This is a genomic window from Alkalibaculum bacchi (assembly GCF_937875145.1).
Taxonomy (GTDB): Bacteria; Bacillota; Clostridia; order Eubacteriales; family Alkalibacteraceae; genus Alkalibaculum; species Alkalibaculum bacchi_A.
Map to the genome: position 1 here is coordinate 15,747 of NZ_CALNCS010000080.1, position 20,910 is coordinate 36,656.

At 36.7% G+C, this 20,910-nt stretch carries 20 protein-coding genes; 8 read left to right on the forward strand and 12 right to left on the reverse strand.

Features of this window, described 5'->3' with window-relative positions:
- Positions 1 to 2 precede the first annotated feature (2 nt).
- The 4 genes from Q7P22_RS05335 to Q7P22_RS05350 all read right to left on the reverse strand — a co-directional run bounded on the left by Q7P22_RS05335 (position 3) and on the right by Q7P22_RS05350 (position 4,520).
- A complete protein-coding gene (locus Q7P22_RS05335) occupies positions 3 to 1,199 on the reverse strand; it encodes a hypothetical protein (RefSeq protein ID WP_303861616.1) in 1,197 nt (398 codons plus the stop codon).
- A gap of 90 nt (positions 1,200 to 1,289) precedes the next feature.
- Positions 1,290 to 3,068: an ATP-binding protein gene (locus Q7P22_RS05340; protein WP_303861618.1), complete on the reverse strand. Its 1,779-nt coding sequence runs from the start codon at positions 3,066 to 3,068 to the stop codon at positions 1,290 to 1,292.
- A complete protein-coding gene (locus Q7P22_RS05345; RefSeq protein WP_303861622.1) occupies positions 3,065 to 3,754 on the reverse strand; it encodes a response regulator transcription factor in 690 nt (229 codons plus the stop codon). Before Q7P22_RS05345 ends, Q7P22_RS05340 begins: the two co-directional genes overlap by 4 nt.
- 97 nt (positions 3,755 to 3,851) lie before the next feature.
- Positions 3,852 to 4,520, reverse strand: coding sequence for a TetR/AcrR family transcriptional regulator (locus Q7P22_RS05350; protein ID WP_303861625.1), 669 nt, complete (start codon positions 4,518 to 4,520; stop codon positions 3,852 to 3,854).
- 278 nt (positions 4,521 to 4,798) lie between these two features.
- On the opposite strand from Q7P22_RS05350, the gene Q7P22_RS05355 reads away from it, so the two are divergent.
- The 5 genes from Q7P22_RS05355 to Q7P22_RS05375 all read left to right on the forward strand — a co-directional run bounded on the left by Q7P22_RS05355 (position 4,799) and on the right by Q7P22_RS05375 (position 11,692).
- The gene (locus Q7P22_RS05355; protein WP_303861628.1) at positions 4,799 to 5,980 is read left to right on the forward strand and encodes an MFS transporter; all 1,182 of its coding nucleotides are present in this window, start codon (positions 4,799 to 4,801) and stop codon (positions 5,978 to 5,980) included.
- 313 nt (positions 5,981 to 6,293) lie between these two features.
- Positions 6,294 to 7,658 carry a 23S rRNA (uracil(1939)-C(5))-methyltransferase RlmD gene (gene rlmD / locus Q7P22_RS05360; protein WP_303861630.1) on the forward strand — a complete coding sequence of 455 codons (1,365 nt, stop codon included), beginning with the start codon at positions 6,294 to 6,296 and terminating at the stop codon, positions 7,656 to 7,658.
- Between the two features lie 124 nt (positions 7,659 to 7,782).
- A complete protein-coding gene (locus Q7P22_RS05365; protein ID WP_303861632.1) occupies positions 7,783 to 8,703 on the forward strand; it encodes a recombinase family protein in 921 nt (306 codons plus the stop codon).
- 23 nt (positions 8,704 to 8,726) lie between these two features.
- Positions 8,727 to 9,131: a lipoprotein gene (locus tag Q7P22_RS05370; RefSeq protein ID WP_303861633.1), complete on the forward strand. Its 405-nt coding sequence runs from the start codon at positions 8,727 to 8,729 to the stop codon at positions 9,129 to 9,131.
- A 536-nt stretch (positions 9,132 to 9,667) separates the two neighbouring features.
- Complete coding sequence (locus Q7P22_RS05375) at positions 9,668 to 11,692, forward strand: hypothetical protein (protein WP_303861634.1); 2,025 nt, start codon at positions 9,668 to 9,670, stop codon at positions 11,690 to 11,692.
- An 85-nt stretch (positions 11,693 to 11,777) separates the two neighbouring features.
- On the opposite strand, the gene Q7P22_RS05380 is transcribed toward Q7P22_RS05375, so the two are convergent.
- From Q7P22_RS05380 to Q7P22_RS05415, 8 genes are all read right to left on the reverse strand, one after another.
- A complete protein-coding gene (locus tag Q7P22_RS05380; RefSeq protein WP_303861663.1) occupies positions 11,778 to 13,343 on the reverse strand; it encodes a recombinase family protein in 1,566 nt (521 codons plus the stop codon).
- Positions 13,333 to 13,758, reverse strand: a complete 426-nt coding sequence (locus tag Q7P22_RS05385; RefSeq protein WP_303861636.1) for a recombinase — start codon at positions 13,756 to 13,758, stop codon at positions 13,333 to 13,335. Before Q7P22_RS05385 ends, Q7P22_RS05380 begins: the two co-directional genes overlap by 11 nt.
- Positions 13,759 to 15,321: a recombinase family protein gene (locus tag Q7P22_RS05390; RefSeq protein ID WP_303861639.1), complete on the reverse strand. Its 1,563-nt coding sequence runs from the start codon at positions 15,319 to 15,321 to the stop codon at positions 13,759 to 13,761.
- 43 nt (positions 15,322 to 15,364) lie between these two features.
- Positions 15,365 to 15,589 carry an SHOCT domain-containing protein gene (locus tag Q7P22_RS05395; RefSeq protein ID WP_303861642.1) on the reverse strand — a complete coding sequence of 75 codons (225 nt, stop codon included), beginning with the start codon at positions 15,587 to 15,589 and terminating at the stop codon, positions 15,365 to 15,367.
- Positions 15,590 to 15,716: 127 nt separating this feature from the next.
- Positions 15,717 to 16,415, reverse strand: a complete 699-nt coding sequence (locus Q7P22_RS05400; protein ID WP_303861645.1) for an N-acetylmuramoyl-L-alanine amidase — start codon at positions 16,413 to 16,415, stop codon at positions 15,717 to 15,719.
- Positions 16,416 to 16,445: 30 nt separating this feature from the next.
- The gene (locus Q7P22_RS05405) at positions 16,446 to 16,862 is read right to left on the reverse strand and encodes a holin family protein (protein ID WP_303861648.1); all 417 of its coding nucleotides are present in this window, start codon (positions 16,860 to 16,862) and stop codon (positions 16,446 to 16,448) included.
- Positions 16,863 to 16,943: 81 nt separating this feature from the next.
- A complete protein-coding gene (locus Q7P22_RS05410) occupies positions 16,944 to 18,017 on the reverse strand; it encodes a hypothetical protein (protein ID WP_303861651.1) in 1,074 nt (357 codons plus the stop codon).
- 15 nt (positions 18,018 to 18,032) lie between these two features.
- Complete coding sequence (locus Q7P22_RS05415) at positions 18,033 to 18,626, reverse strand: hypothetical protein (RefSeq protein WP_303861654.1); 594 nt, start codon at positions 18,624 to 18,626, stop codon at positions 18,033 to 18,035.
- 173 nt (positions 18,627 to 18,799) lie between these two features.
- On the opposite strand from Q7P22_RS05415, the gene Q7P22_RS05420 reads away from it, so the two are divergent.
- The 3 genes from Q7P22_RS05420 to Q7P22_RS05430 all read left to right on the forward strand — a co-directional run.
- Entirely contained in the window at positions 18,800 to 19,738 is a 939-nt protein-coding gene (locus Q7P22_RS05420) for a transposase (protein ID WP_303861657.1), read from the forward strand.
- Between the two features lie 188 nt (positions 19,739 to 19,926).
- Positions 19,927 to 20,358 carry a helix-turn-helix domain-containing protein gene (locus Q7P22_RS05425; RefSeq protein ID WP_303861659.1) on the forward strand — a complete coding sequence of 144 codons (432 nt, stop codon included), beginning with the start codon at positions 19,927 to 19,929 and terminating at the stop codon, positions 20,356 to 20,358.
- On the forward strand, positions 20,351 to 20,910 hold a 560-nt coding region (locus tag Q7P22_RS05430), incomplete at its 3' end, for a HipA domain-containing protein (protein WP_303861661.1). The genes Q7P22_RS05425 and Q7P22_RS05430, both read left to right, overlap by 8 nt.

A 20,910-nucleotide genomic window follows, 5' to 3' on the forward strand; every position in this document is an offset into this window, starting at 1 on the left:
AATCATTTCTTCAAATTCGAAAAATCAATTGCATATACTCGGTGTTTTAATACTTCCTTGGTGTTGCTTTCGCTATCCTTTAAATAGAGAACAGAAAAATAAATAGTTTCCATATCTGATGAAAAGACGATTTTATCACCGGCAATTTTTAGATTAGAGGCTAACTGCATGGGCTTACTTCCATCCGTGTTCATAATCCATAGATTTTGATTATTAGATGATTCATCAACTTTTTCCCTGTAAATGATTTGGTCTTCATTTGGTGTAAGGTAAAACATAGACATTGGACCTTTATACAATACTTGCTTATTGTAATACATATCCACATGCATTAATATTGTCTGATTTTTGTCTGTAACGCTATACAAAATAGATTGATCTTTTTTAGAAAGAGAAAAATCTGTCACATTACTTTGCATTAGTACAGGCTCTATTTCTTTTTCGTCTAATACTACATAGTACAAATCCATGGAATTTGTCGTTGAATTCATAGCTAAAAAGAAGGCTAATTTGTAATCATCAAAACAGTCTATCTTATAAATACTAAGATTTTCAGTCAGATTATAAGTGTTTCTAAGAATTTGCTTTCGTACAATATTGCTGGTTTTTACTAGCTGAATTTGACCTTTTGAGTTGCCATAGATTAAAAGATCATCACGTACTAAAGAAAATTTAGGAGACACAATTTCTTCTGTAAGTGAAATATTTTTTGTTTGGGTACCTTCATAATCTGTCCAATTTAGCTTGTAGGAATCAGGCACAATTCGACCATCTGCATCTTTATTATACTCTACATAAATCATTCCCTTGTTTTTTTCATCAAAAACAGCATTGCTTTGCTCTTTTGAAGAGAGAAGGATTTGTTTTTGTTGTTTGTTTTTAATATTATACGTAGATAGATTAGAATAACTATTTGCCGTCTTTATATTTGCGTTTATAGAATTTGTAGGAATGCCCATAAGCAATAGTTCGCCATTATTTGATATATCGTAAACCAAACCTTGGGTTAAATTATCATCAATATTTTTTATTAATACTCGATCACTCTCATCCACTGTGTTTTGAATTAAAGCCTGATTTTCATTCAAACCTGTTGAATTATCTAAGACGACAGGCTTGTTTTCTTTTAAAAAAATCGGAGAGCATCCTGTGGAAATCACAGAAATCAAGAGGACGATGAACAACTTTTTAATAGTCACTTTCTCATCTCCTTTAAAGGAATTTACAAGTTTTAATTGTATATGTTATATATAATTAAAGTAGAGACTATAGTGTAACAAACTTGTAAATTAAATTTTTTCCAGTAATAATTTTACAGCTACCATAGTACCCTCTCCTGTTTTACTTTCAATGCGTACGTGGCCATTATGACTTCCAACGATACTTTTTACAATGGATAATCCAAGCCCCGTGCCGCCTATCTGGCGAGAACGATCCTCTTCTACTCTGTAAAAAGCATCAAAAATTCGACTTAAATTTTCTTCAGGAATACCCGGACCATGGTCTCTAATCGATATTTCTACATAGTCGTCGTAGTTTATGGCTACTACATTTATAATATCGCCAGGATTAGAGTATTTAATGGCATTATCTAATATATTGATAAAGACCTGTTTTAATCGATCATAGTCTCCACGAATAGTAGGAAGTTCCAATCTTTTATAATCAATATCCACATTGTATTTAAGACTTTTTATTTTCATCTGGTTAATGACATCTTCTAAAAGAGTATTAATGTCTACACTAGTCAATATTAATTTAAAATCAGCTCGCTCGTATTTTGAAAGAGAGAGTAGATCATTTACTAGGCGAAGTAGTCTTTGGCCTTCGCTATTTATCGTATTAAGACTTTTAGAAAGGAGTTCAGGATTATCTGTACCTCTTCTATTGAGTAAATCTGTGTAACCGATAATAGTTGTAAGAGGAGTTCTCAGTTCATGAGAGACATTAGAGATAAAGTTCTTTTGTTCGCTTTCTAAAGCATACATCTTAGTAATATCTCGTATGACCACGAGCACGCCAATATTTTTGTCATTGTTCATAATCAAAGTAGAATAAGAGTAAAGGTGTTTATCTTCATAATCTAGTTCTTGAATATACTCGCTTTTTCCATCTAGAACTTCTTTTACCATTTGCTTTATAAAAGGTATTTGATTAAAAACTTCAGCGGTAACAGGCTTATCCCCTAAATCGAGAATATCTTTAGCTTTATTGTTAACCATTAAAATATTGTCTTTTAATCCTACTGCAAAGATACCATCGTCAATGGAGGATATGATAGATGATAGTTTTTGTTTTTCATCATTTATTTTCGTGATTTTATCTGCAATGTCAAAAATCATCTGATTGAAGTTATGAGTAAGCTCTCCAACTTCGTCATCTACTTCATACTGTATGATTTCAGTATAATTACCCTGAGAAATTTTTTTCGTAGACTCTACTAATAGCCGAATAGGCTTTAATAGAGAATGGGTTATATAACGGCTTAGAATATAGGAAAGGACTAAGCTTATAATACACGTTACAATAAATAATTTTATAATGTGGTCTATAATAGTATCCATTAGTTCAAGAGAATAGATAAAAGTAATTACACCTATGACAGTATTATCTATGTATATAGGTGTTGATAAAAAGATTCGGCTAATATCGTCGACTCTTTTATACACGGATAGGGATTTTCCGCTTGATAAAGTTAATGATCTCTCTATTTCCTTATTTACGTCTTCAGCAATAGATGTTTCTACATTTGCCGAGTCCGTAATAAAATTGCCTTTAGCATCGTGTAAAAGAACACGAGTGTAGTTTACACTAGAAAGGTTTTCTGCAATGGATAAGCTTTTTCTTTTGAGTACATTATCATACTGTTCGAAAGAAGGGGATTCTGCTTTGATTTCTTGTTGTATATAGAGAACTGCTTCAGTAGCACGTTCTGTTAGATTTCTTTGTACAGAATCAAAATTATAATGAATTAACCCTTGAATTACGACAGTGGCTAATACTAACATTGTCAGTAAAACAAGGGTTACGTTTGCGAATATAAATTTTGAACGGAAAGCTAATTTCATTCAAATCTCCTCATTTTGTATCCTACTCCAAAGACCGTTTGAATATAATTGTGTTTAGCGTATTGACCAACCTTTTTTCTGATTCTTTGTATGTGCATATCCACTGTTCGGGTATCTCCAAAATAATCATAGCCCCACACTTGTTCTAGAAGATGCTCTCTTGAAAAAACCTGCTCAGGGCTAGAAACTAGAAGATGAAGCAATTCAAATTCTTTTGGCGTTAAATGAATTTCGTGATCGTTAACTAGAACTTTTCTTTCATTTAAGATAATTTTAATTTCATCATTGACGATAGCATCCTCTTCAGGTTTTGTAGGCACATTAGAACTTCTTCGCAATAATGCTTTAACTCTAGCAATGAGCTCTCTGTTGTCAAAGGGCTTTGTCATATAGTCATCTGCGCCCAATTCAAGACCTAAAACTCGGTCAATTATATCCGTTTTTGCTGTAAGCATAATAATGGGAATGCTCTTTTGCGCACTTACTTTCTTGCAAACATCATAACCATTCATTTTTGGAAGCATCAAATCTAAAATCATCAAGTCTGGATTGAAGGAGTCTACCTTTTCTAAAGCCTCTTGTCCATCACTTGCCGTATCTACAATATAACCCTCAAATTCTAAATCCAATTTCAGCAAATCTTGTATAGCTACTTCATCATCCACTACGAGAATTTTTTCGTTCATATTAATACCACCTATTAATTAAAATCATTATATTTATTATAGTTTCTTTTATATAAAAAAGCTAATAATATTGTTGATAATTAAGATTATATTAGACTCACATCTCTAAAGTAAAGATAAAGTAATCCTCTATTTTAAATTTCATTTGATCAAAAATTTTTGCCGTTTCATTTAAAATTTCATTAACTCGCTCATCGGATACATTCATGAGTTTATACATAGTCTTTATTTTAAAATTAAAGATAGTTTCTTCATCGCAATTAAAATATCCTTCAATCATTTTCTTTGTGATACCAATTCCAGCACCTACAACAGTAGCCTGTATCAGTTTGATTTCATCTTCAGAAAAAGGAAGATTATATGTATCAATATGCAGCTTATAGAAGTTATAGATCACCTCGGAATCATACTCTAGGCCAATATTGCAAATCTCATAATAAAGAGTTCGGAGATATTCATCTTGCCTCAATAATTCTGAAAAAATTCTAATTTCAAGCGTTGTACCGTATTGTAAATCGTATTCACCATAGTGATGTGTTAAGTACTCTCTTACACTTACCTTGATACTACTCATAAATTCCCCGTAAATATAGGCAGCAATATTTTGCTTCGTCTTAAAATAGTAGTTGATTAATCCAGGATTACTACTTGCTTTTTTACATATATCGATGTAAGTGGTCTTTGTATAACCTTGTAAGTAAAAAAGTTCCTTACAAGTTTCAATAATACGGTTTTTAGAATCCTTGCTTGTCTTATAACTAGCCACAGTATCGCCTCCTTGTATGCATATTATACAATAATAGGTTTTGAATATCAAATAAAAGAGCATATATGCAATTTTAGAGAAAAAATGTAATAAAAGTTTTAAATCAACTTAAAACAAATTTTTGATATGTATTTACAATATTATATTGACAAAAATAAATATAATAAAGTATAATTAAAATTAAGTTAAGTTAAAACTTTAAATAAGGTGGTTGTAGATCGTAATTGAAGCCGTTTTCAAAAAGTCAACTATTCTATTTTTTTAAAGGGGGAAGAAAAATGAAAAGCAATAAATTAACAGTATTTGCAATTATGACCATATTCTTTGTAGTAATGGGTGTGGGTACGATTACCCCAGCAATAGCTAATATTGCTGCAGCTTTTCCAGATGTACCATTTACAACTATACTGCTAGCATCTACACTTCCATCATTATTAATTATTCCATCGACGCTCATTACTGGAGCTGTAGCAGGTAAAAAAGTAGGTTATAAAACATTAGCTTTATTAGGATTAGCTTTATTTGCTATATCAGGTATGGGACCAACTTTTGTAAATAGCACTTTTACTATTGTCTTAGTTTTTAGGGCAATATTTGGAATCAGTCTAGGGATCTTAAGCCCATTAGGAAATGCATTGGTTATGGAAATCTTTGAAGGGCAAGAAAGAGCAAATATGCTAGGCGTGGGTTCTTTTGTAATGAATATTGGGGGTATCGTGCTACAATTCTTAGGTGGTGCATTATCTGGTGTGTCTTGGGAATTATGTTTTATCGGTCACTTCCCAGCAATCATTTCCTTTATTCTAGTATTATTATTCTTAAAAGAGCCAGAAAAACCACAAATATCAGCTGATACATCTGGAAATGTAGTAAAAGATAAGATGCCAGTATCTGTGTGGGTAGTCTCAATTATCTTTGGTTTTACTATGATGCTCATCTATCCAATGCTCATGAATATGTCATCTATTATCGCTGATGTAAAACAAGTGGGAGATGCTACTCAATCTGCCGTAGTACTTTCTATGTATACTGTAGGTGGCGCTATTTCAGGTGTTATATTTGGAAAAGTATATGAAAAACTTCAAAAATTCATTATTACTATAGCATTTTTAGGTGGAGCTGCAGGTATTGCATTGATCGTCTTTGGCAATAGCGTCTTTATGATGACTGTAGGAACTACAGTAACGGGAATATTCTACATGTTAATGATGCCTCTTACCATCATGCTTTTAGGAATGTATGCACCACCATCTCTAAGTGGAATGGCAGTATCGATTATGATGGCTGTAATGAACGCTTTTGCATTCGTATCAACCTATTGGATTAGCTTTGTAGGAAACATGACTGGAGACGTATTCCTTGCACCATTAAAAGCAACAATAATTGGATTTATAGCAATAGGTGTAATCTTCTTATTCATCAATCCATTCCCTAAGCAAAAAGCAGTAGAAGCTAAATAAATGTAGATGGTAAGGTGGTAAGTAAACCATAACTCGCCTATAGGTGGGGGAATGCACCTTACATATTGTTACAATTTAAAATTCTAGTCAAACAATAGAAATCGTGCCGATTATTTGGAGGCACGATTTTTTTTAATAGAAAGGAATACTTTTAATCCCAACAACTGCTCAAGTCATTCTAAACGCAACGAAATAATTTTTGCATTTATCGTTCTGCTATCCTGTTAATTCTTTTACTTACAACTTACAACATAGAACTTACAACTACTTTATGTTAAACTATAAAACAAATAAATTTGTTTTAGGAGTGCATATGGAAACTATACCGGTTCAAAAAAATAGAGAATACATCTTAGATATAATAGACATCACTGCTACAGGAGAAGGTGTTGGTAAGATAGAAGGATTTACTGTATTTGTAGATGGAGCCATTCCAGAGGATGAGGTAAAAATCATTATTACTGTGGTGAAGAAAAATTACGCTATAGGAAAAATTATAGATTTAGTAAAACCATCCTCACATCGAGTGAAAGCAAGTTGTACTTTTGTTGGTCAATGTGGAGGCTGTCAGACTCAGAATATAGATTACACTTACCAACTTGAGTTAAAAGAAAAGATTGTAAAGGACGCTCTAGCAAGAATAGGTGGCTTAGATATAAATCAGATGAAAGTGCATTCTATTATAGGAATGGAAGACCCCTTTCACTACCGAAATAAAGCACAGTACAAGATTCATAAAAAGGGACTAGGATTTTATGAAAAGAAGAGCCACAGTGTAGTAGCTTTAACAGATTGTAAGATTCAAAGTAAACAAAGTTCAACGACAATACAATATTTAAATCAATTTATTGTAGAAAATAAAATCCCTATTTATAATGAAAATACACATAAAGGAATATTAAGGGGAATCGTAGAGAGAGTATCTTATTATAATGATGAGATCATGCTTATTATCGTTATAAATGATAAAAAATTCAAATGGTCTAAAGAATTGATTGATTTTATAAAGGAGAATTTGCCGAATGTAAAAAGCCTTTACCTCAATATAAATACAAAAAAGACAAATGTGGTTTTATCAAAAGAAAATAAGCTCATATACGGAAAAGAAAAGATCGTAGACAGCATAGGAGATTTAAAATACGAAATTTCTCCACTGTCCTTCTTTCAAGTCAATCCAATACAGACGAAGATCTTATACGATAAGGTAGTAGATTTTGCAGGATTAACAGGAAAGGAATTAGTATTTGACTTATACTGTGGAATCGGAACCATATCCTTATACCTAGCGAGAGAGGCAAAAATGGTATACGGCGTAGAGATTGTCCCAGAAGCCATAGAAGATGCGAACACAAATAAAGCACTAAACAAAATAGAAAATGCTGAGTTTATAGTAGGAAAATCAGAAGAAGAAATGCCAGCTTTAGTAGAAAAAGGAGTACAAGCAGATGTGATAGTGGTAGACCCACCTAGAAAAGGCTGCGACGAAAAACTACTAGCATCTATTATCCACATGTCCCCCAAAAGGGTAGTCTACGTATCCTGCAATCCTGCTACCTTAGGGAGAGATTTGAAGATATTAAGTGAAGGTGGATATAAAGTAAAGGAAGTTCAGCCAGTAGATATGTTTCCTCATAGTTTGCACGTGGAGTGCGTAGTATTGATGTCACGCGATATGTAGCGAAAAACAATTACGCGAACACAATATATTGGTTTTTTGCGCGTTTTAGGGTTATGTATTGCCTACTTATCATTGGCACCAATTTGCAATATAATTAGGCTAATTATAATGTGGAGGTGAGCTGATGGATTCAAAGATTTGGTATATTCCAGCAAGGAATGACCGCTTGGACAAGAATGTTGGAATCTACTGCAGAGTAAGTACGAACGAAAAAGAACAGCTTTATAGCCTCGCAGCACAGATTTCTGCTTTAACGAGAGCAGTTGCGAATGTGAGTCAATGGAGGCTGGCAGATGTATTTATTGATATTGCGTCTGCCAAAGGCGAAGTTCCACGTAGAGAATTTGATCGATTGATTAGAGAATGTGAAGCGCACAATATCTCTGTTGTCCTTACCAAAAGCATCAGTCGATTTGGTAGAGATACTGTAGAGACATTATCAGCAATCAATCGATTGAAGACAGCAGGAGTCAGAATCATATTTGAAGAAGAAAATTTGGATACCGATGAGGTTGACAGCAATCTTATGATTTCGGTGATGGAGTCTTTTGCTCAAGCTGAAAATGAGAGCCGAAGCGAAAATATCCGCATGGGACTTGCCATGAAAGCTGCAAATGGAACATCTGGACTCTACAAACGAAAGCTGTACGGCTACTCTAAGAATAAGGATGGGGACCTTGTAATTGACAATGAACAGGCTAAGGTTGTGCGGGACATTTTCAGATGGTATCTGGATGGCGCCAGCGTGCTTGGTATCATAAAGAAACTATCAGACGCAGGTATTCCTTCCCCTACCGGTAAAGAAACGTGGAGCAAGCGTTCTGTAGAGAAGATTCTTGAAAATGAGAAGTACACAGGCACGGTAACTCTTTTGGATTCTGCTACACAGCAATATGAGTTCCAAATGAAAGAATGTCATCCGCCGATCATTACGGAGAGCGAGTTCAGGGCTGTTCAGGAAGAAAAGAAGAAGCGAAGCAATATCATTACTGACGACGATGGTACGCATCGCAGCAGTAAGAAATATAGTTCTAAAAAGAAATAACGAATTTTATGGAGGTAACGAACGTGAAGAAAATAATCATCTTTCTTATATGTGTGGTAATGATTTTTAGCTTGAGTGCATGTGGTGGGAATGTTAAGAATGTCAATGTGGTAGATGTAAAATCAGAGATTTATACATCTGATGATATTAAGTCTGCTATTGATACTATCAAAAAAGAGTTTGATAAAGATTGGAAGGGCTGTACATTAAAAGAAATCTATTATGCTGGTGACGAGACTTCCAAGGACTATCAAGATTGGGCAGATAGAAATGATGCGGATGAAGTCATAGTTTTATTGTCTTCTTTTGATGTAGACGGATCAGGTGGAGACGGTTCCTTAAATCCTAATAGCACATACGATAATTGGATGTGGATTTTGGTAAGAACAAATGGCAGCAAATGGAAACATGTTGACCATGGGTATTAATCGGAATATCGTTTTGCTCGAAGAAACGAAATAGCCTACTTAGGAGAAACAATAGATTAGATGTCGGGTTTTTAGGCGCTGCTTGAAAAAGCCTGTAAGATAAGGCGTTTTCGCTGTTATTGGACTTGTTCCCTAAATAACCTAACTATCACATGTGGAGACGGTAGTATTGATAACAAGAAAATAAAGAAGTGTGCTCGGGAAGGCTTGATATAAGCCTTTCCAGGTTTTTAGTGTTAAAAAATAAAAGCTTTAGAACGATGATTTTTTGCTCTGCGGGAACATATCCAAGAAGGCTAAAAGACTCCGTACAGAGCGGATTAGATGTCATCGGGTGTCTACAGAGCAGATTAGATGTCAGAGGTTCACGAGAAGTCAATTTTGATGTTTTTGTGAAATAGGAGAGGTAGAGAGAGCAGACTGGATGAGAGACGCGATTATAGCTGCTTCAAGGAAGGATTAATAAACTAGTTAATTTATTCAAGTAATTATTAAAGGGGGTGGAGTAGTATATGCTTATGACAAGAGGCATAGCGATGTCGGATGGTTTAAATCGTAAAAATCATTACTTCTCACTTAATACTATAATAAATGCATATGAAGATGCATGGAAGCATGGGACACCATCTAATTTAAACCATGATAGTACAAAATTTATTGGCTGGAATTATATAACAGGTATATATATGGAACCTGGAAAAGCATACGTGACAAACGAAATGAGAATTCCAGAAACGAATGAAGAATACGACATATTTATGAAAAAGAATAAAGATTACCTATATAAAAAATGTTATATAGATAGAAAAGAAAAATATGATGAGTTGAAAGAGATGTTGGGAGATAAGTTAACAGGTAAATCTCGCCCAGCATTAATTAGCTGTGTGGCTTATGAAGATGAGAATATACTATTCAAAGTATTTCCAGAAATAGAAAAAGAAATGCACAAAGGACTTATTGATCTAAATTTCATGACTCCGGTTTTACCGGGGGTTTATAAGAGAGGAAACTACCTTATATTTGCACATAGATACTTCAGACGTAATTGTTCTATGATTAATTCTTTGAATGGGGAATTTCTCAAAAAACTACAAGATTTACATAATAGTGACTTAAACGTCCAAATTGCTTTAGATGTAAACATGATTGGACTATTAGGAACTGAAAAAGCAGAACTAGAATATCAGTATTGGTGGGGGCCTAAATTTAATGAAGATCTATCGTCCATACCTATGGGCGTAACCAAACATAATAATCAACATTATGACAATGTGTTTACAAATCTTTGCTTCACAGAATTTGGTTGGTACATACAAGATGAACGACAAACATTTGAATGTGAAGAAGTTAGTGATCAGCCTAACATAATTGATGGGAGCACTGAATATTATGGATGTCGATTTGTACATAGCATGCTAAATCCGACGACTAACTTACCGAATCATTTGGACGGTGCTATCAGAGCATACACCGATGAGCAAATACTCGAACGTTTGGATATAAGTATTGATAAGTCAGAAAGGGACACATGGTATACCAAGTTGTGGCGTATTGATAATGATATGCCGGTAAGCTTATGGAAGGAACTTATAACTAATTATTACCGCGACAATATGCTAATTGGTGAATACTTCTCAGGTGAAGATGAAAAATTCACAAAAATAGTTTTGGAAGATAATTCAAAAGATGAAATTATACCTCTTCAAAAATATATTCCGGTAGACATGAATGAAAATAATGGACTAAGAATCTATTTTCGCTATATGCCCCTTATTGAAATTAATGAAGAATATGACGTAGTCCTCAAAAGTAATGAATTCCTAGTTTATAATGAGAGAAAAATGAGGGTGATGGAAAGTGAAACTATTACTATCCTAAAACTGCTAAAAAGATATGGGTTAAATATCAGGATTCCCGCTACAGCGAGAATCGGGCATGAAGATATGGTGTTTAATTTTCCAACATTCATGTGTAAAAATGCAGATACAGCTAAAATTGTACAACAAGCAATAGCAGATTTATGCAAGGTATGGAGCGATAACAATCACGATAGATTAATTTCATATTCAATTACTGCTAATTATGAGGATGAAGCCATATATTTTTCTTTTGCTGGGCATGTCGCCGATTTTACAAGTATATTTACAAGTCTGGGTACTACCTTTCCTCAAAAAGACCATGCTAATAAATGGATTGAAGCACTGTATAATGAAAATAATAAGTTCCCAGTTGCTAATCAGCATCCCAAGGTTGCAGATATTATGGCTGAGTCAAGCCATTTGAGATTTAGAAGAGCTCTGGTCCCAACAAAATATCTGCAAGAAATCAAAATGGAGGATAAGTGCTTAACAATTAACTTTGTAGAAAAAAAAGAAATTGCCGAAGAATTGTTAAATAATAAGATAGGGATAGCGCCTATATATCATATCGAGATAACCAAGTGTATGAAGTGTCAAAAAGATTATATTTCATGCGATTGTGTTAAGTTTATTGATGAAACAAGTGAAAAAATTGAGAAATTTGAATTCTTAGGTGCAGCTTGGACAAACAGACATGCATAATGCAATAATTTAATAACTATGGGATTCTATTTGAATGAGCAGGGCACCCTACAGGTATTATCGTAGAGTGCCTGTTTACTTTTTACTATTCTTCAATGTCAACTGTCAGGCCAGACTTGAATTCAACAGTAAATTTATCCTGGTGGACAGTGACCTTTTCGATCAATCTCCGAACCAATGCTTCATCGTATTCGGCAATGGTGATATGCTGCTTTTTGAGGAAGGTGCTCATGTCAGTGATCCGTTTTTTGATTTCATCCTTGCCAGCGCTATCGAGCTGGACCTTTTGCTTTTCTTCTCTCAGGGTGTAAATCTCATCCGCTACATCCTCGTAATCAGATTTGGTGTTGGCCAGCTTGAGAAGTTCTGTTTGTAGTTCTTCTAACCGCTTGTCGATATCGGCTAGAGCCTGATTATTATCTTGGCTGATTACTGTGGCGATATTGTTTTCTAAAATGGATAGGAAGGAGTCCTTCTCACCCAAGGTTTCATTAATGGCTTTGATAAGAATCTGCTCAATGCTGCTCTCCTGAACAGTGCGGGCATCGCAGAACAGCCCAGTGTTTTCAAGACGGCTTACGCATCTCCAGACGATGGACTTCTTACCGCGGTTATTCCAATGGACTCTCCGGAAAACTTCGCCGCAGGTGCCGCAGATAATCATTTGAGAGAAGCAGTGGTTGCTGCTGTAGGTTCTCTTTTTACCATTTGGGCTGGTATGGACGATGCGCCTTCTGATCAGTTCCTCCTGGACCTGCATGAAAATTTCACGCGGGATGATGGCTTCATGGCTGTTTTCTACATAATACTGAGGGACAATGCCATTGTTTTTAACACGTTTCTTTGTAAGAAAGTCAACGGTGTAGGTCTTCTGAAGAAGTGCATCTCCGATGTATTTTTCATTTCGTAGGATTTGATTGATGTTGCTGGTGTGCCATTTGTCTCGTCCAGCTCCATTCTTGATTCCATCTGCCTCAAGTCCTCGGGCAATCTTTAGCATGCTAGCCCCTTCCAGGTACTCTCTATAAATGCGTTTTACAATCTCAGCTTCCTCTGGAACAATGATTAGCTTCTTATTCTCATCTTTGGTGTAGCTTAGAAACCATTTGCAGTTCACTTGGATTTCACCTTGTTGGTACCGGTATTGAAGTCCAAGCTTTACGTTCTGACTTAAGGACTGGCTCTCTTGCTGTGCAAGGGAAGCCATGATGGTGAGCATGACCTCGCCCTTGGAATCCATGGAATTGATATTCTCCTTTTCAAAAAACACCGCAATATTTTTATCCTTAAGCTGTCTGATGTACTTCAGGCAATCCAGAGTGTTTCTAGCAAATCGGCTTATGGATTTAGTGATCACCATGTCAATATTTCCAGCCATGCATTCGTCGATCAGGCGATTAAACTCTTCACGTTTCTTGGTGTTGGTTCCTGATATTCCGTCATCCGCAAAAATCCCTGCAAGCTGCCAGTCTGGATGACCGCTGATGAACGCTGTGTAGTGTTCAATTTGGGCTTCATAACTTGAAGCCTGCTCATCGCTATCAGTGGATACCCTACAGTAGGCTGCCACCCGTAGCTTGGGCTTTTCTTCATCTTTGTTTTTCCTGGAATGTTTTCTAGCAGGAATCACTGTGATGTTTTTATTCAATATCCTTCACCTCCATTTCTATCAAACTATAGGCGTATTCTGCCTGTTTAAAAGGATCATCAAACTGTTCATTTCCAGCTGTAATGGAGAAGACGGTAGGGGGAGCAGATTCTTTTGGTTCTTTCTTCTCCCATATGCGACCAAGCTTTTCAGCCCGACTCATTCGTTCTATTTCTGAAGCTTCAAAGCTAGCTTTATCAATGATTGCAGGATAGAAGTCATCACCAACATATCTTTTGTTTTTCAGTATGTTTCCGATTCCGGCATGGAAGGCTTTAATGCCTGCTTTCTTTGCAGCGGTGGCCAGTGAATCACCAGATAGATAAGCTTCAAAAAGCAATTTTATTTTTTCTGACTTTTCCTGATCGACAACCGCTGTACCATTTTCAATTTTGTAACCATAGGGTGTGTGGCCCATTCATTTCACCAACCTTTCTTTTAGTGTAATACCGCATTTCAAGGCGAATCTTATTTCTTCTCTTGAGTACACAGTGATGTGGTCCACAAATCTGTCAAAAACATCGCTGTTAAATTCTAAGAGCATCGGAGATTTGCTTGTAAACCGCAAGAGTTCATTGACAAATTTTTGAGTCTCGTCATCGCTACTCAGCAATCTCATCAAAGATTCTTTTTGCTGTTTCAGGCGTTCCAGTTCATTTAAAAGCTCATTATTACCTTTCTTATAAACTGCCGGATCAAGATACCCTTTGGCTCTAAGACCACTAAGCACATTTTGCTGCTCGCCGTTTTCTTCAATTTTCTTATCGATCTCTTGAATTTTTGAAAGGCTATCTTCAGAGTTCATTCCAGTAAGACTATCCAGCAGGGGCTTTAAAACAAGCTTATGACCGAAGATAAGTTTATTGATCATCGTGACAAAGGCATACTCGATTTGAGCCTCGGGAATAGATTTCATCGAACACCTATCGATGTCAGAAATGTGAGTGGAGCAGGACCATGTGATTTTGTGCTTTCCTGAAGTCATGACCCTTCGCTTAAATTTCCCGCCACACTCACTACAGATGATTTTACCTGAAAAGGGGTAGCGGTTAAGGTATTTAGAGGTATTTTTCTTTATACCTTTTTCCCGTCCGCGTTGTTCAATAATGGCCTGAGCAGCTTCAAATTCATCGTGGCTAATGATGGCTTCATGATGCCCTTTAAAAAGGTACTGATCTTTCTCACCGTTATTGATGTGTCTATTGAAGGAGTTATCAGTGTAGGTCTTTTGGAAGATAGCATCACCGGTGTATTTTTCATTACTAGCCATTCCGCGAATGGTAGTCGATCTCCATTTGCCACCTTTTTGAGTTGGAACTCCGCGCTGGTTCAAGTCATCAGCAATTTTCTGTGTGCCTTTTCCAGACAAAATCTCTGCAAAGATAAAGCGGACAATTTCTGCCTGGTCCTCGTTGATGGTTAACTTCCCATCGACACTATCGTAGCCATAGGGAGGAGAGGAGATTTTATAGGTTCCATTTTGGAAACGTCTTTGTACAGACCACTTGTTATTCTCTGAAATGGAGATGGACTCACTTTCGGCCAGTCCACTTAGGATTGACAGCATGAGTTCGCTTTCCATGGAGCCTGTGTTTATATTTTCCTTCTCGAAGTAAATGAAGATGCCAAGACCAATTAGCTTTCTGACCAGCTCTAAGCAGTCTGTGGTATTTCTGGCAAAACGGCTGATGGACTTGGTTACGATAAAATCAATTTTCTTATCTTCGCAGTCAGAAATCATCCGAAGCAGTTCAGGTCGTTTTTCTTTTTTGGTTCCTGTGATTCCTTCGTCGTAGTATAGACCAGCAAACGCCCAATCAGGATTTGCTTTAATGTAAGCTTCGTAATGTTTAACCTGTGCTTCTAGGCTTAGCATCTGCTCATCAGAATCTGTAGACACTCTGCAATAAGCCGCTACACGAAGTTTTGAATGCTTTTGGTAATTATTTGAATTTTGATTGATTTTCGTTACCTTTTTCAATTTTTCACCTCCTTGTAGTGTCATATATTACCTCTGAACCGCTTTAATAGCAACGGTTTTCAGGCATAATCTGTGCTAAAGCTGGGGTGAAAGATTGACGGTTGAGTTTCGTGATTTTGTTAAACTCGAGTTCAGAAATGAGTCCTTTTTGCACCAAGTTTTCAAGTACCCTTTGTGCCCACATGTAATCAAACTCTCGTTGAAGCTGATCATGTGAAATGTTTTTTTTCTCAATTATGATTTCTGGAATTGTATCAGTGACTTTCATTTAATTTCCTCCAATCGGAGGGTAGAAGACCCTCTCACCATTCACAGGACAGAAAGAGGCTAATTGAGTAATGGAAAATAAAAAATGCCGCCAAGTGCAAGAGAAGCACCTAGCGGCATAGACTAAGTTAGTCGGTTTTGATAAAGGCATCAGTAAAGCCTGCGGCTTTTACTTTTGCTAGCATAGCATCTGCGTTGGACTTAACGCTGTAAGCCCCTACCTGAACTCTATACAGTTTTTTAGTTGGTGGAGTGGAAGGAGTAGGGACTGTCAGTAGCTTTTTAACATCAGCCCTGAAAGTATCCATACTCTTACCATGTCTAGAAAACCAGTGCCGAGGGTCTCCATGATTACTAGCGATTTTCTTTTGATAACCTTCATAGTGGCCAATGATGTCATTTTCGGTCAGACCATAGAGTTTACAAAGATGTGCACAAAGTTCTGTGGCTTGTTTGTAGACCGCTTTAAAATATGAGGTACCGGACAGATTGTCTTCACAGATTTCAAATCCGATATGACTATTGTTGGCGTCACCACCTGCATGCCAGCCTCTGTGATCCCACGGCAACGTCTGATAAGTAGCGATGGTACCATTTTTTAGCTTTCCAATAAAGGCGTGGACACAGACTTGTCTACCACTGGGTCTATGCTGGTTCCAATGATTGTTGTAATGATTCTCTCCAAGGAAGCCATCATTCGGACCAACATATCTACGAAGATATGGATTATTGGCCCCAGTACTATGGACCATGATGCCTTTGGGCTTTATTTTTCTACCCGCTTTATAACATTCATTTTCCGTAAAAATGAGTTTTTTAAGGTTCATTGATTTTCCCTCCTTCAAGACGGCCACTCATTACTTTGTTCCATCTTTATCGCCACCATCTTTTAGCTGTTCAAGAATCTCTTTAAGTTTCTCGGGTACAGGAAGTCCGATTCTTGTTGAGTTTTCAATGATGCTAATTCCTTCATTGGATAAATAGAAGAAGATAACAGCGGTTCTGATGGCACCACCATCTCCGATAATGTTCTGATCAATAATATGGGCAATGCCTACCAATGAAAAAATAACAACTTTCTTAAAAATGCCCCGAGCACCAACATCGCTGGAAAGATGCTTTTCCAAAATGGCGCACATCACTCCAAGAATATAGTCAATCACCACAAAGGCGATCAGGGCATATAAAAATCCATCGTAACCTCCGAGAAACCAGCCAAGCCAACCACCAATGGCAGCAAAGACCATTTGAATAAACGTCCAAATATCTCTCATGTAATTTCCTCGCTTTCATAAATATTTGTACATAAAATGACGCCTGAAAAAGGCGTCATAATCTGATAGAAATAGGCTTAATTAGTAAGGTGCATAATAGACATAGCCGCTGGCTTTGGCGTAAAACCCATCACCAGGAATGTACATGGCACCATCGAAAGTATCATACTGACTGGTGGTGAAGCCTGGCTGCTCAACACCCTCCCAATAGAGTCCGTCATTGGAAACGCACAGCATACTCTCTTTAAGAAGTGCAAACTTCCCCCAGTCCTCCATCCAAATGATGTTTCTTGGATTTGGGATGTTGTTGTTGGCCAGATCTCCTACCCAGGAAAGATTGGTTTCTGTAATCTGGGTGGCATCATCATTCATCACGCAGAGCTTCACATAGTAGGTGTAATCACCGCCCACATTGGTGTAATTGAACTTCATCACAAAAAGGACGTCATTCACAGACCGGATAAACATATACCGGGTGTCGTTCACATCCTCAGGTATAGTCGTGGTCCAAAGACCTGGACTGGCTGAGCTAGCTATTGCTATGGATTTATCTCCACCAACCACACCAACAAAGTTTCCTTTATGAGTAGTCAGGTATTTAAATATTGGGACGGAGGTACCATCAGATCCAACCAAGGTCCATGCGGTTCTTTCCTGTAATGAATCAAAGCTGTAATAGACCGGCGATTTATAATACCACCAACTGACAATACCGGAGCCCCTGGCCATATCATAAGCTCCACAAGTCATGGCGTTATAAGCACCCGGACAGTAACCCGCATTATGCCATGTTATGCCGTCAAAGGATGCAATGACATTGGCAAGGCCCACAATCTTAGCAATAAATACACCATCCGCAGCATGGAGGATCTCTGGCTGGCCATAGCTCCACCAAGGAACGCTGACAACGGTCCACTGCTTTGTGGTCTTGTTCCAGTAGGACATATAGGGTGTCTTAGCATAATAAACTGCGATCTGCGCGTTGCCATTATCATAGACGTTAATCTGCTTCTCACTGCCATATTGGGTATAGCCAAAGTTGTTATAGTACTTCTTGGACCAGCTCAGAGTTGGGATGGTGAAGAGAACCTCACCACGTCCTCCAAAGGCTGTCCATATGGCCAGTGTGTTATTAAAAATATGATCATAGCTCATGGATTCAGCCCTCCTTTAAGCTTTTGTTACGCTGGTAATTCTGCCACCGCTATCCACGGTGTAGTTATATGTTGCTGTTGTTCCGTCGGCATATTCGATATAAAAACTCATCATATCCACGGTAAGAGTGGAGACTTCCTTTAAGAGTAGCTCCGAGAAAATGTTATCCAGGGTGATACTTGTAATCCTTCCGCCACTGTCAGTGGTGTATTGATACTGAGCGTGATATTGATGAGTATCACCTTTCTCTACGGTGTAGGTCACATCAATGGTGGTTTCATTCACCACCAGATTGGAAACGATAGTATAGGATACCCCAAGGTCATTAACCTGGCTTTGAATATCGTCTACAGAACTTCCCACATTATTTAAGGAACTCTCAATCCGATAAAAAGTATCTGAAATGCTCGGTCTGTATCTTCCGACCTCCACACGAATGTTGTATCGGTAAAATGGATTGTATTCCAAGGAGATGATCCTTGTCTTCACATTAATACCTAAAGGGTAGAAGATGATGTGCACATTATCGCCTACAGCCAAATCCATCAGCTTGAAAAAGGAAATATCGTAGGATGAAGCATTCTCCCTGGAATCATGAGATACAGCCACATTTGTATTCTTTTAGGGGACATTTCTCATCTTTTATCTCTTTTCTTCTATTTGCAAATAAAATTTATAAAATTACAACTTATGTTGGAAACTAATTGAATAAATTGTAAATATATGTAATAATAAAACCAAATAGATATTCCTGTTTGAGAATAAAAAAGAGGGTGAATCTCATGCCAAGAACCGCAAGACGTAAAGACCCAGAACTCCCACACCACGTCATGTGCAGAAGCATCAGTGAAATCAGACTCTTCAGAAACGACAACGATAAAATAAAATACCTCCAACTAATGGCACTCTACTGCCAAAAATTCGAGTGCAAAGTTTTAGCCTACTGCCTAATGGACACCCATGTCCACATTCAACTAGATCCTAAGGGCTACGATATCTCCAAATTCATGCATGGCTTAAACCTTTGTTACGCTCAGTATTACAATCGAAAGTACCGACGTCACGGTCATGTCTTTCAAAACAGATTTCTTAATAAGGTAATCGATGTAGACGAATACAATCTAGCGGTCTCCGCATACATACACAACAACCCAAAAGATTTATCCGACTATTACGACCGTATCGATGAATATTACTTCTCATCCTACGGCATCTACCTAGACAAACATCCTGATGATTTTGGCTTAATAGACACAGACTTTATCTTGTCTCAGTTTGGCAAGAGCCCTAAGTTAGCTCAGAAAGTATATGCAGAGTTTGTAACCTCCTGCAACAAGGTTATTCAAAAAGAGAAACTTTTCGACATCATAGAAAAATTTGTCTCCACTGAACCCTACGAATACCGTAGCGAACGATATATCTACTACCGAGAACTAAAAGCAAATCAAGTCATAGAAATAGTAGCAAAAACCTTTAACATAAATAATCCAGAGTTTATAAAGATTAAGTATAGTCATAGCATCACAGATTTTAAAGCAGTATCAATATTTTTAATGAGATGCCTCTGTAATTATAGTTATAAAGAGATCTGTAAGGAAATCGGCAATCTTACCCTATCTCAAGTAGCTAAACTTAACCGAAAAGGTTTTGAGCTGATACAAAGTGATCCAAAGTATCAAAGCCTGCTACCAGACCTACTTGAGAAAATTAAGGTAGCCTAACCGCCTATTAAGAGTAATCAATATAATTTGAGACCACTATAAGATGGTCTTAGAGCTATGTAACAATTTCTAAAAATTCCCTATATAATGCTTATCAAAACTAGTTAGGCACTATTTTTTTGCCCAAAAATCTTCATTTAAAGAAACCAAATGTACTATTTCGTCTCTAAACTGCCAAAAGTACAGACATGTCCCCTAGTTATATATATAGTTTATCAAAACTAAGCAGCGTTCCATGGTCTACATTATCTGATATATGTTCAGGTAAGACAGACCTTAATAGATGCAGTGTAAAAACACTTTCCAAACTATCTAAAGTACTCGAGATACCTATTGAAGATATTATTAAACTAGAAATAGGAACAAAAGAGGATATAGATGATGGAAAGCCTCAAGATAAATCTTATTTAGAAACAAATTTATCGGAGACTTTAGATAAATCATTAAGAGCCTATGTTCAAGGTGAAAAAGAAGAAGTGCTCCACTTGGATTGCCTATGGAACGAGCTCTATGGTTCAATTAATGCAGACCTTTGGGCAGGCTATATTACAGAGGAGCAAGCAAGTTATTTAAGAAAAGAATATCTCTATGGAGAAACACAGGAGGATTTAGATGATTGATTTTACATCATGTGAGATAAATAAATTTAAAGCTTATGGTGGTGCAAACGGAAATAAAATCAATATCCTTTATGAAGGTAAAAGTTATATGCTAAAATTTCCACCTGTACCCAGCAGAAACAAGTTGATGAGTTATACAAATGGATGTATTAGTGAATATCTTGCCTGTAAGATATTTAGAGCCATTGGAATTAACACACAGGAAACTATATTGGGAACCTATACTGATAAGCGTGGCAAAGAAAAAATAGTAGTTGCTTGCAAAGATTTTACAACTGATGGGAAGAAACTAATGGAGTTTGCTCACTTAAAAAACACCTGTGTTGATAGTGAACAAAGTGGATATGGAAAGGAACTTTCATCCATTATGAAGGCAATAGACGAACAAACCCTGCTACCATCAAGTGAGATTCGTTCGTTCTTTTGGGATATGTTTATAGTAGATGCATTGCTTGGAAATTTTGATAGACATAATGGGAACTGGGGATTACTGATAGATGAAAAATTAAAAACTGTGGAAATAGCTCCAGTTTATGATTGTGGTTCTTGCCT

What these genes read in the sequence shown, in the direction of transcription:
- Q7P22_RS05340 (WP_303861618.1), bottom strand. Translation starts at nt 3,068, where the DNA reads ATGAAATTAGCTTTCCGTTCAAAATTTATATTCGCAAACGTAACCCTT.
- Q7P22_RS05345 (WP_303861622.1), bottom strand. Translation starts at nt 3,754, where the DNA reads ATGAACGAAAAAATTCTCGTAGTGGATGATGAAGTAGCTATACAAGAT.
- Q7P22_RS05355 (WP_303861628.1), top strand. Translation starts at nt 4,799, where the DNA reads ATGAAAAGCAATAAATTAACAGTATTTGCAATTATGACCATATTCTTT.
- rlmD (WP_303861630.1), top strand. Translation starts at nt 6,294, where the DNA reads ATGGAAACTATACCGGTTCAAAAAAATAGAGAATACATCTTAGATATA.
- Q7P22_RS05365 (WP_303861632.1), top strand. Translation starts at nt 7,783, where the DNA reads ATGGATTCAAAGATTTGGTATATTCCAGCAAGGAATGACCGCTTGGAC.
- Q7P22_RS05375 (WP_303861634.1), top strand. Translation starts at nt 9,668, where the DNA reads ATGTCGGATGGTTTAAATCGTAAAAATCATTACTTCTCACTTAATACT.
- Q7P22_RS05385 (WP_303861636.1), bottom strand. Translation starts at nt 13,758, where the DNA reads ATGGGCCACACACCCTATGGTTACAAAATTGAAAATGGTACAGCGGTT.
- Q7P22_RS05395 (WP_303861642.1), bottom strand. Translation starts at nt 15,589, where the DNA reads ATGAAAGTCACTGATACAATTCCAGAAATCATAATTGAGAAAAAAAAC.
- Q7P22_RS05400 (WP_303861645.1), bottom strand. Translation starts at nt 16,415, where the DNA reads ATGAACCTTAAAAAACTCATTTTTACGGAAAATGAATGTTATAAAGCG.
- Q7P22_RS05405 (WP_303861648.1), bottom strand. Translation starts at nt 16,862, where the DNA reads ATGAGAGATATTTGGACGTTTATTCAAATGGTCTTTGCTGCCATTGGT.
- Q7P22_RS05410 (WP_303861651.1), bottom strand. Translation starts at nt 18,017, where the DNA reads ATGAGCTATGATCATATTTTTAATAACACACTGGCCATATGGACAGCC.
- Q7P22_RS05420 (WP_303861657.1), top strand. Translation starts at nt 18,800, where the DNA reads ATGCCAAGAACCGCAAGACGTAAAGACCCAGAACTCCCACACCACGTC.
- Q7P22_RS05425 (WP_303861659.1), top strand. Translation starts at nt 19,927, where the DNA reads ATGTCCCCTAGTTATATATATAGTTTATCAAAACTAAGCAGCGTTCCA.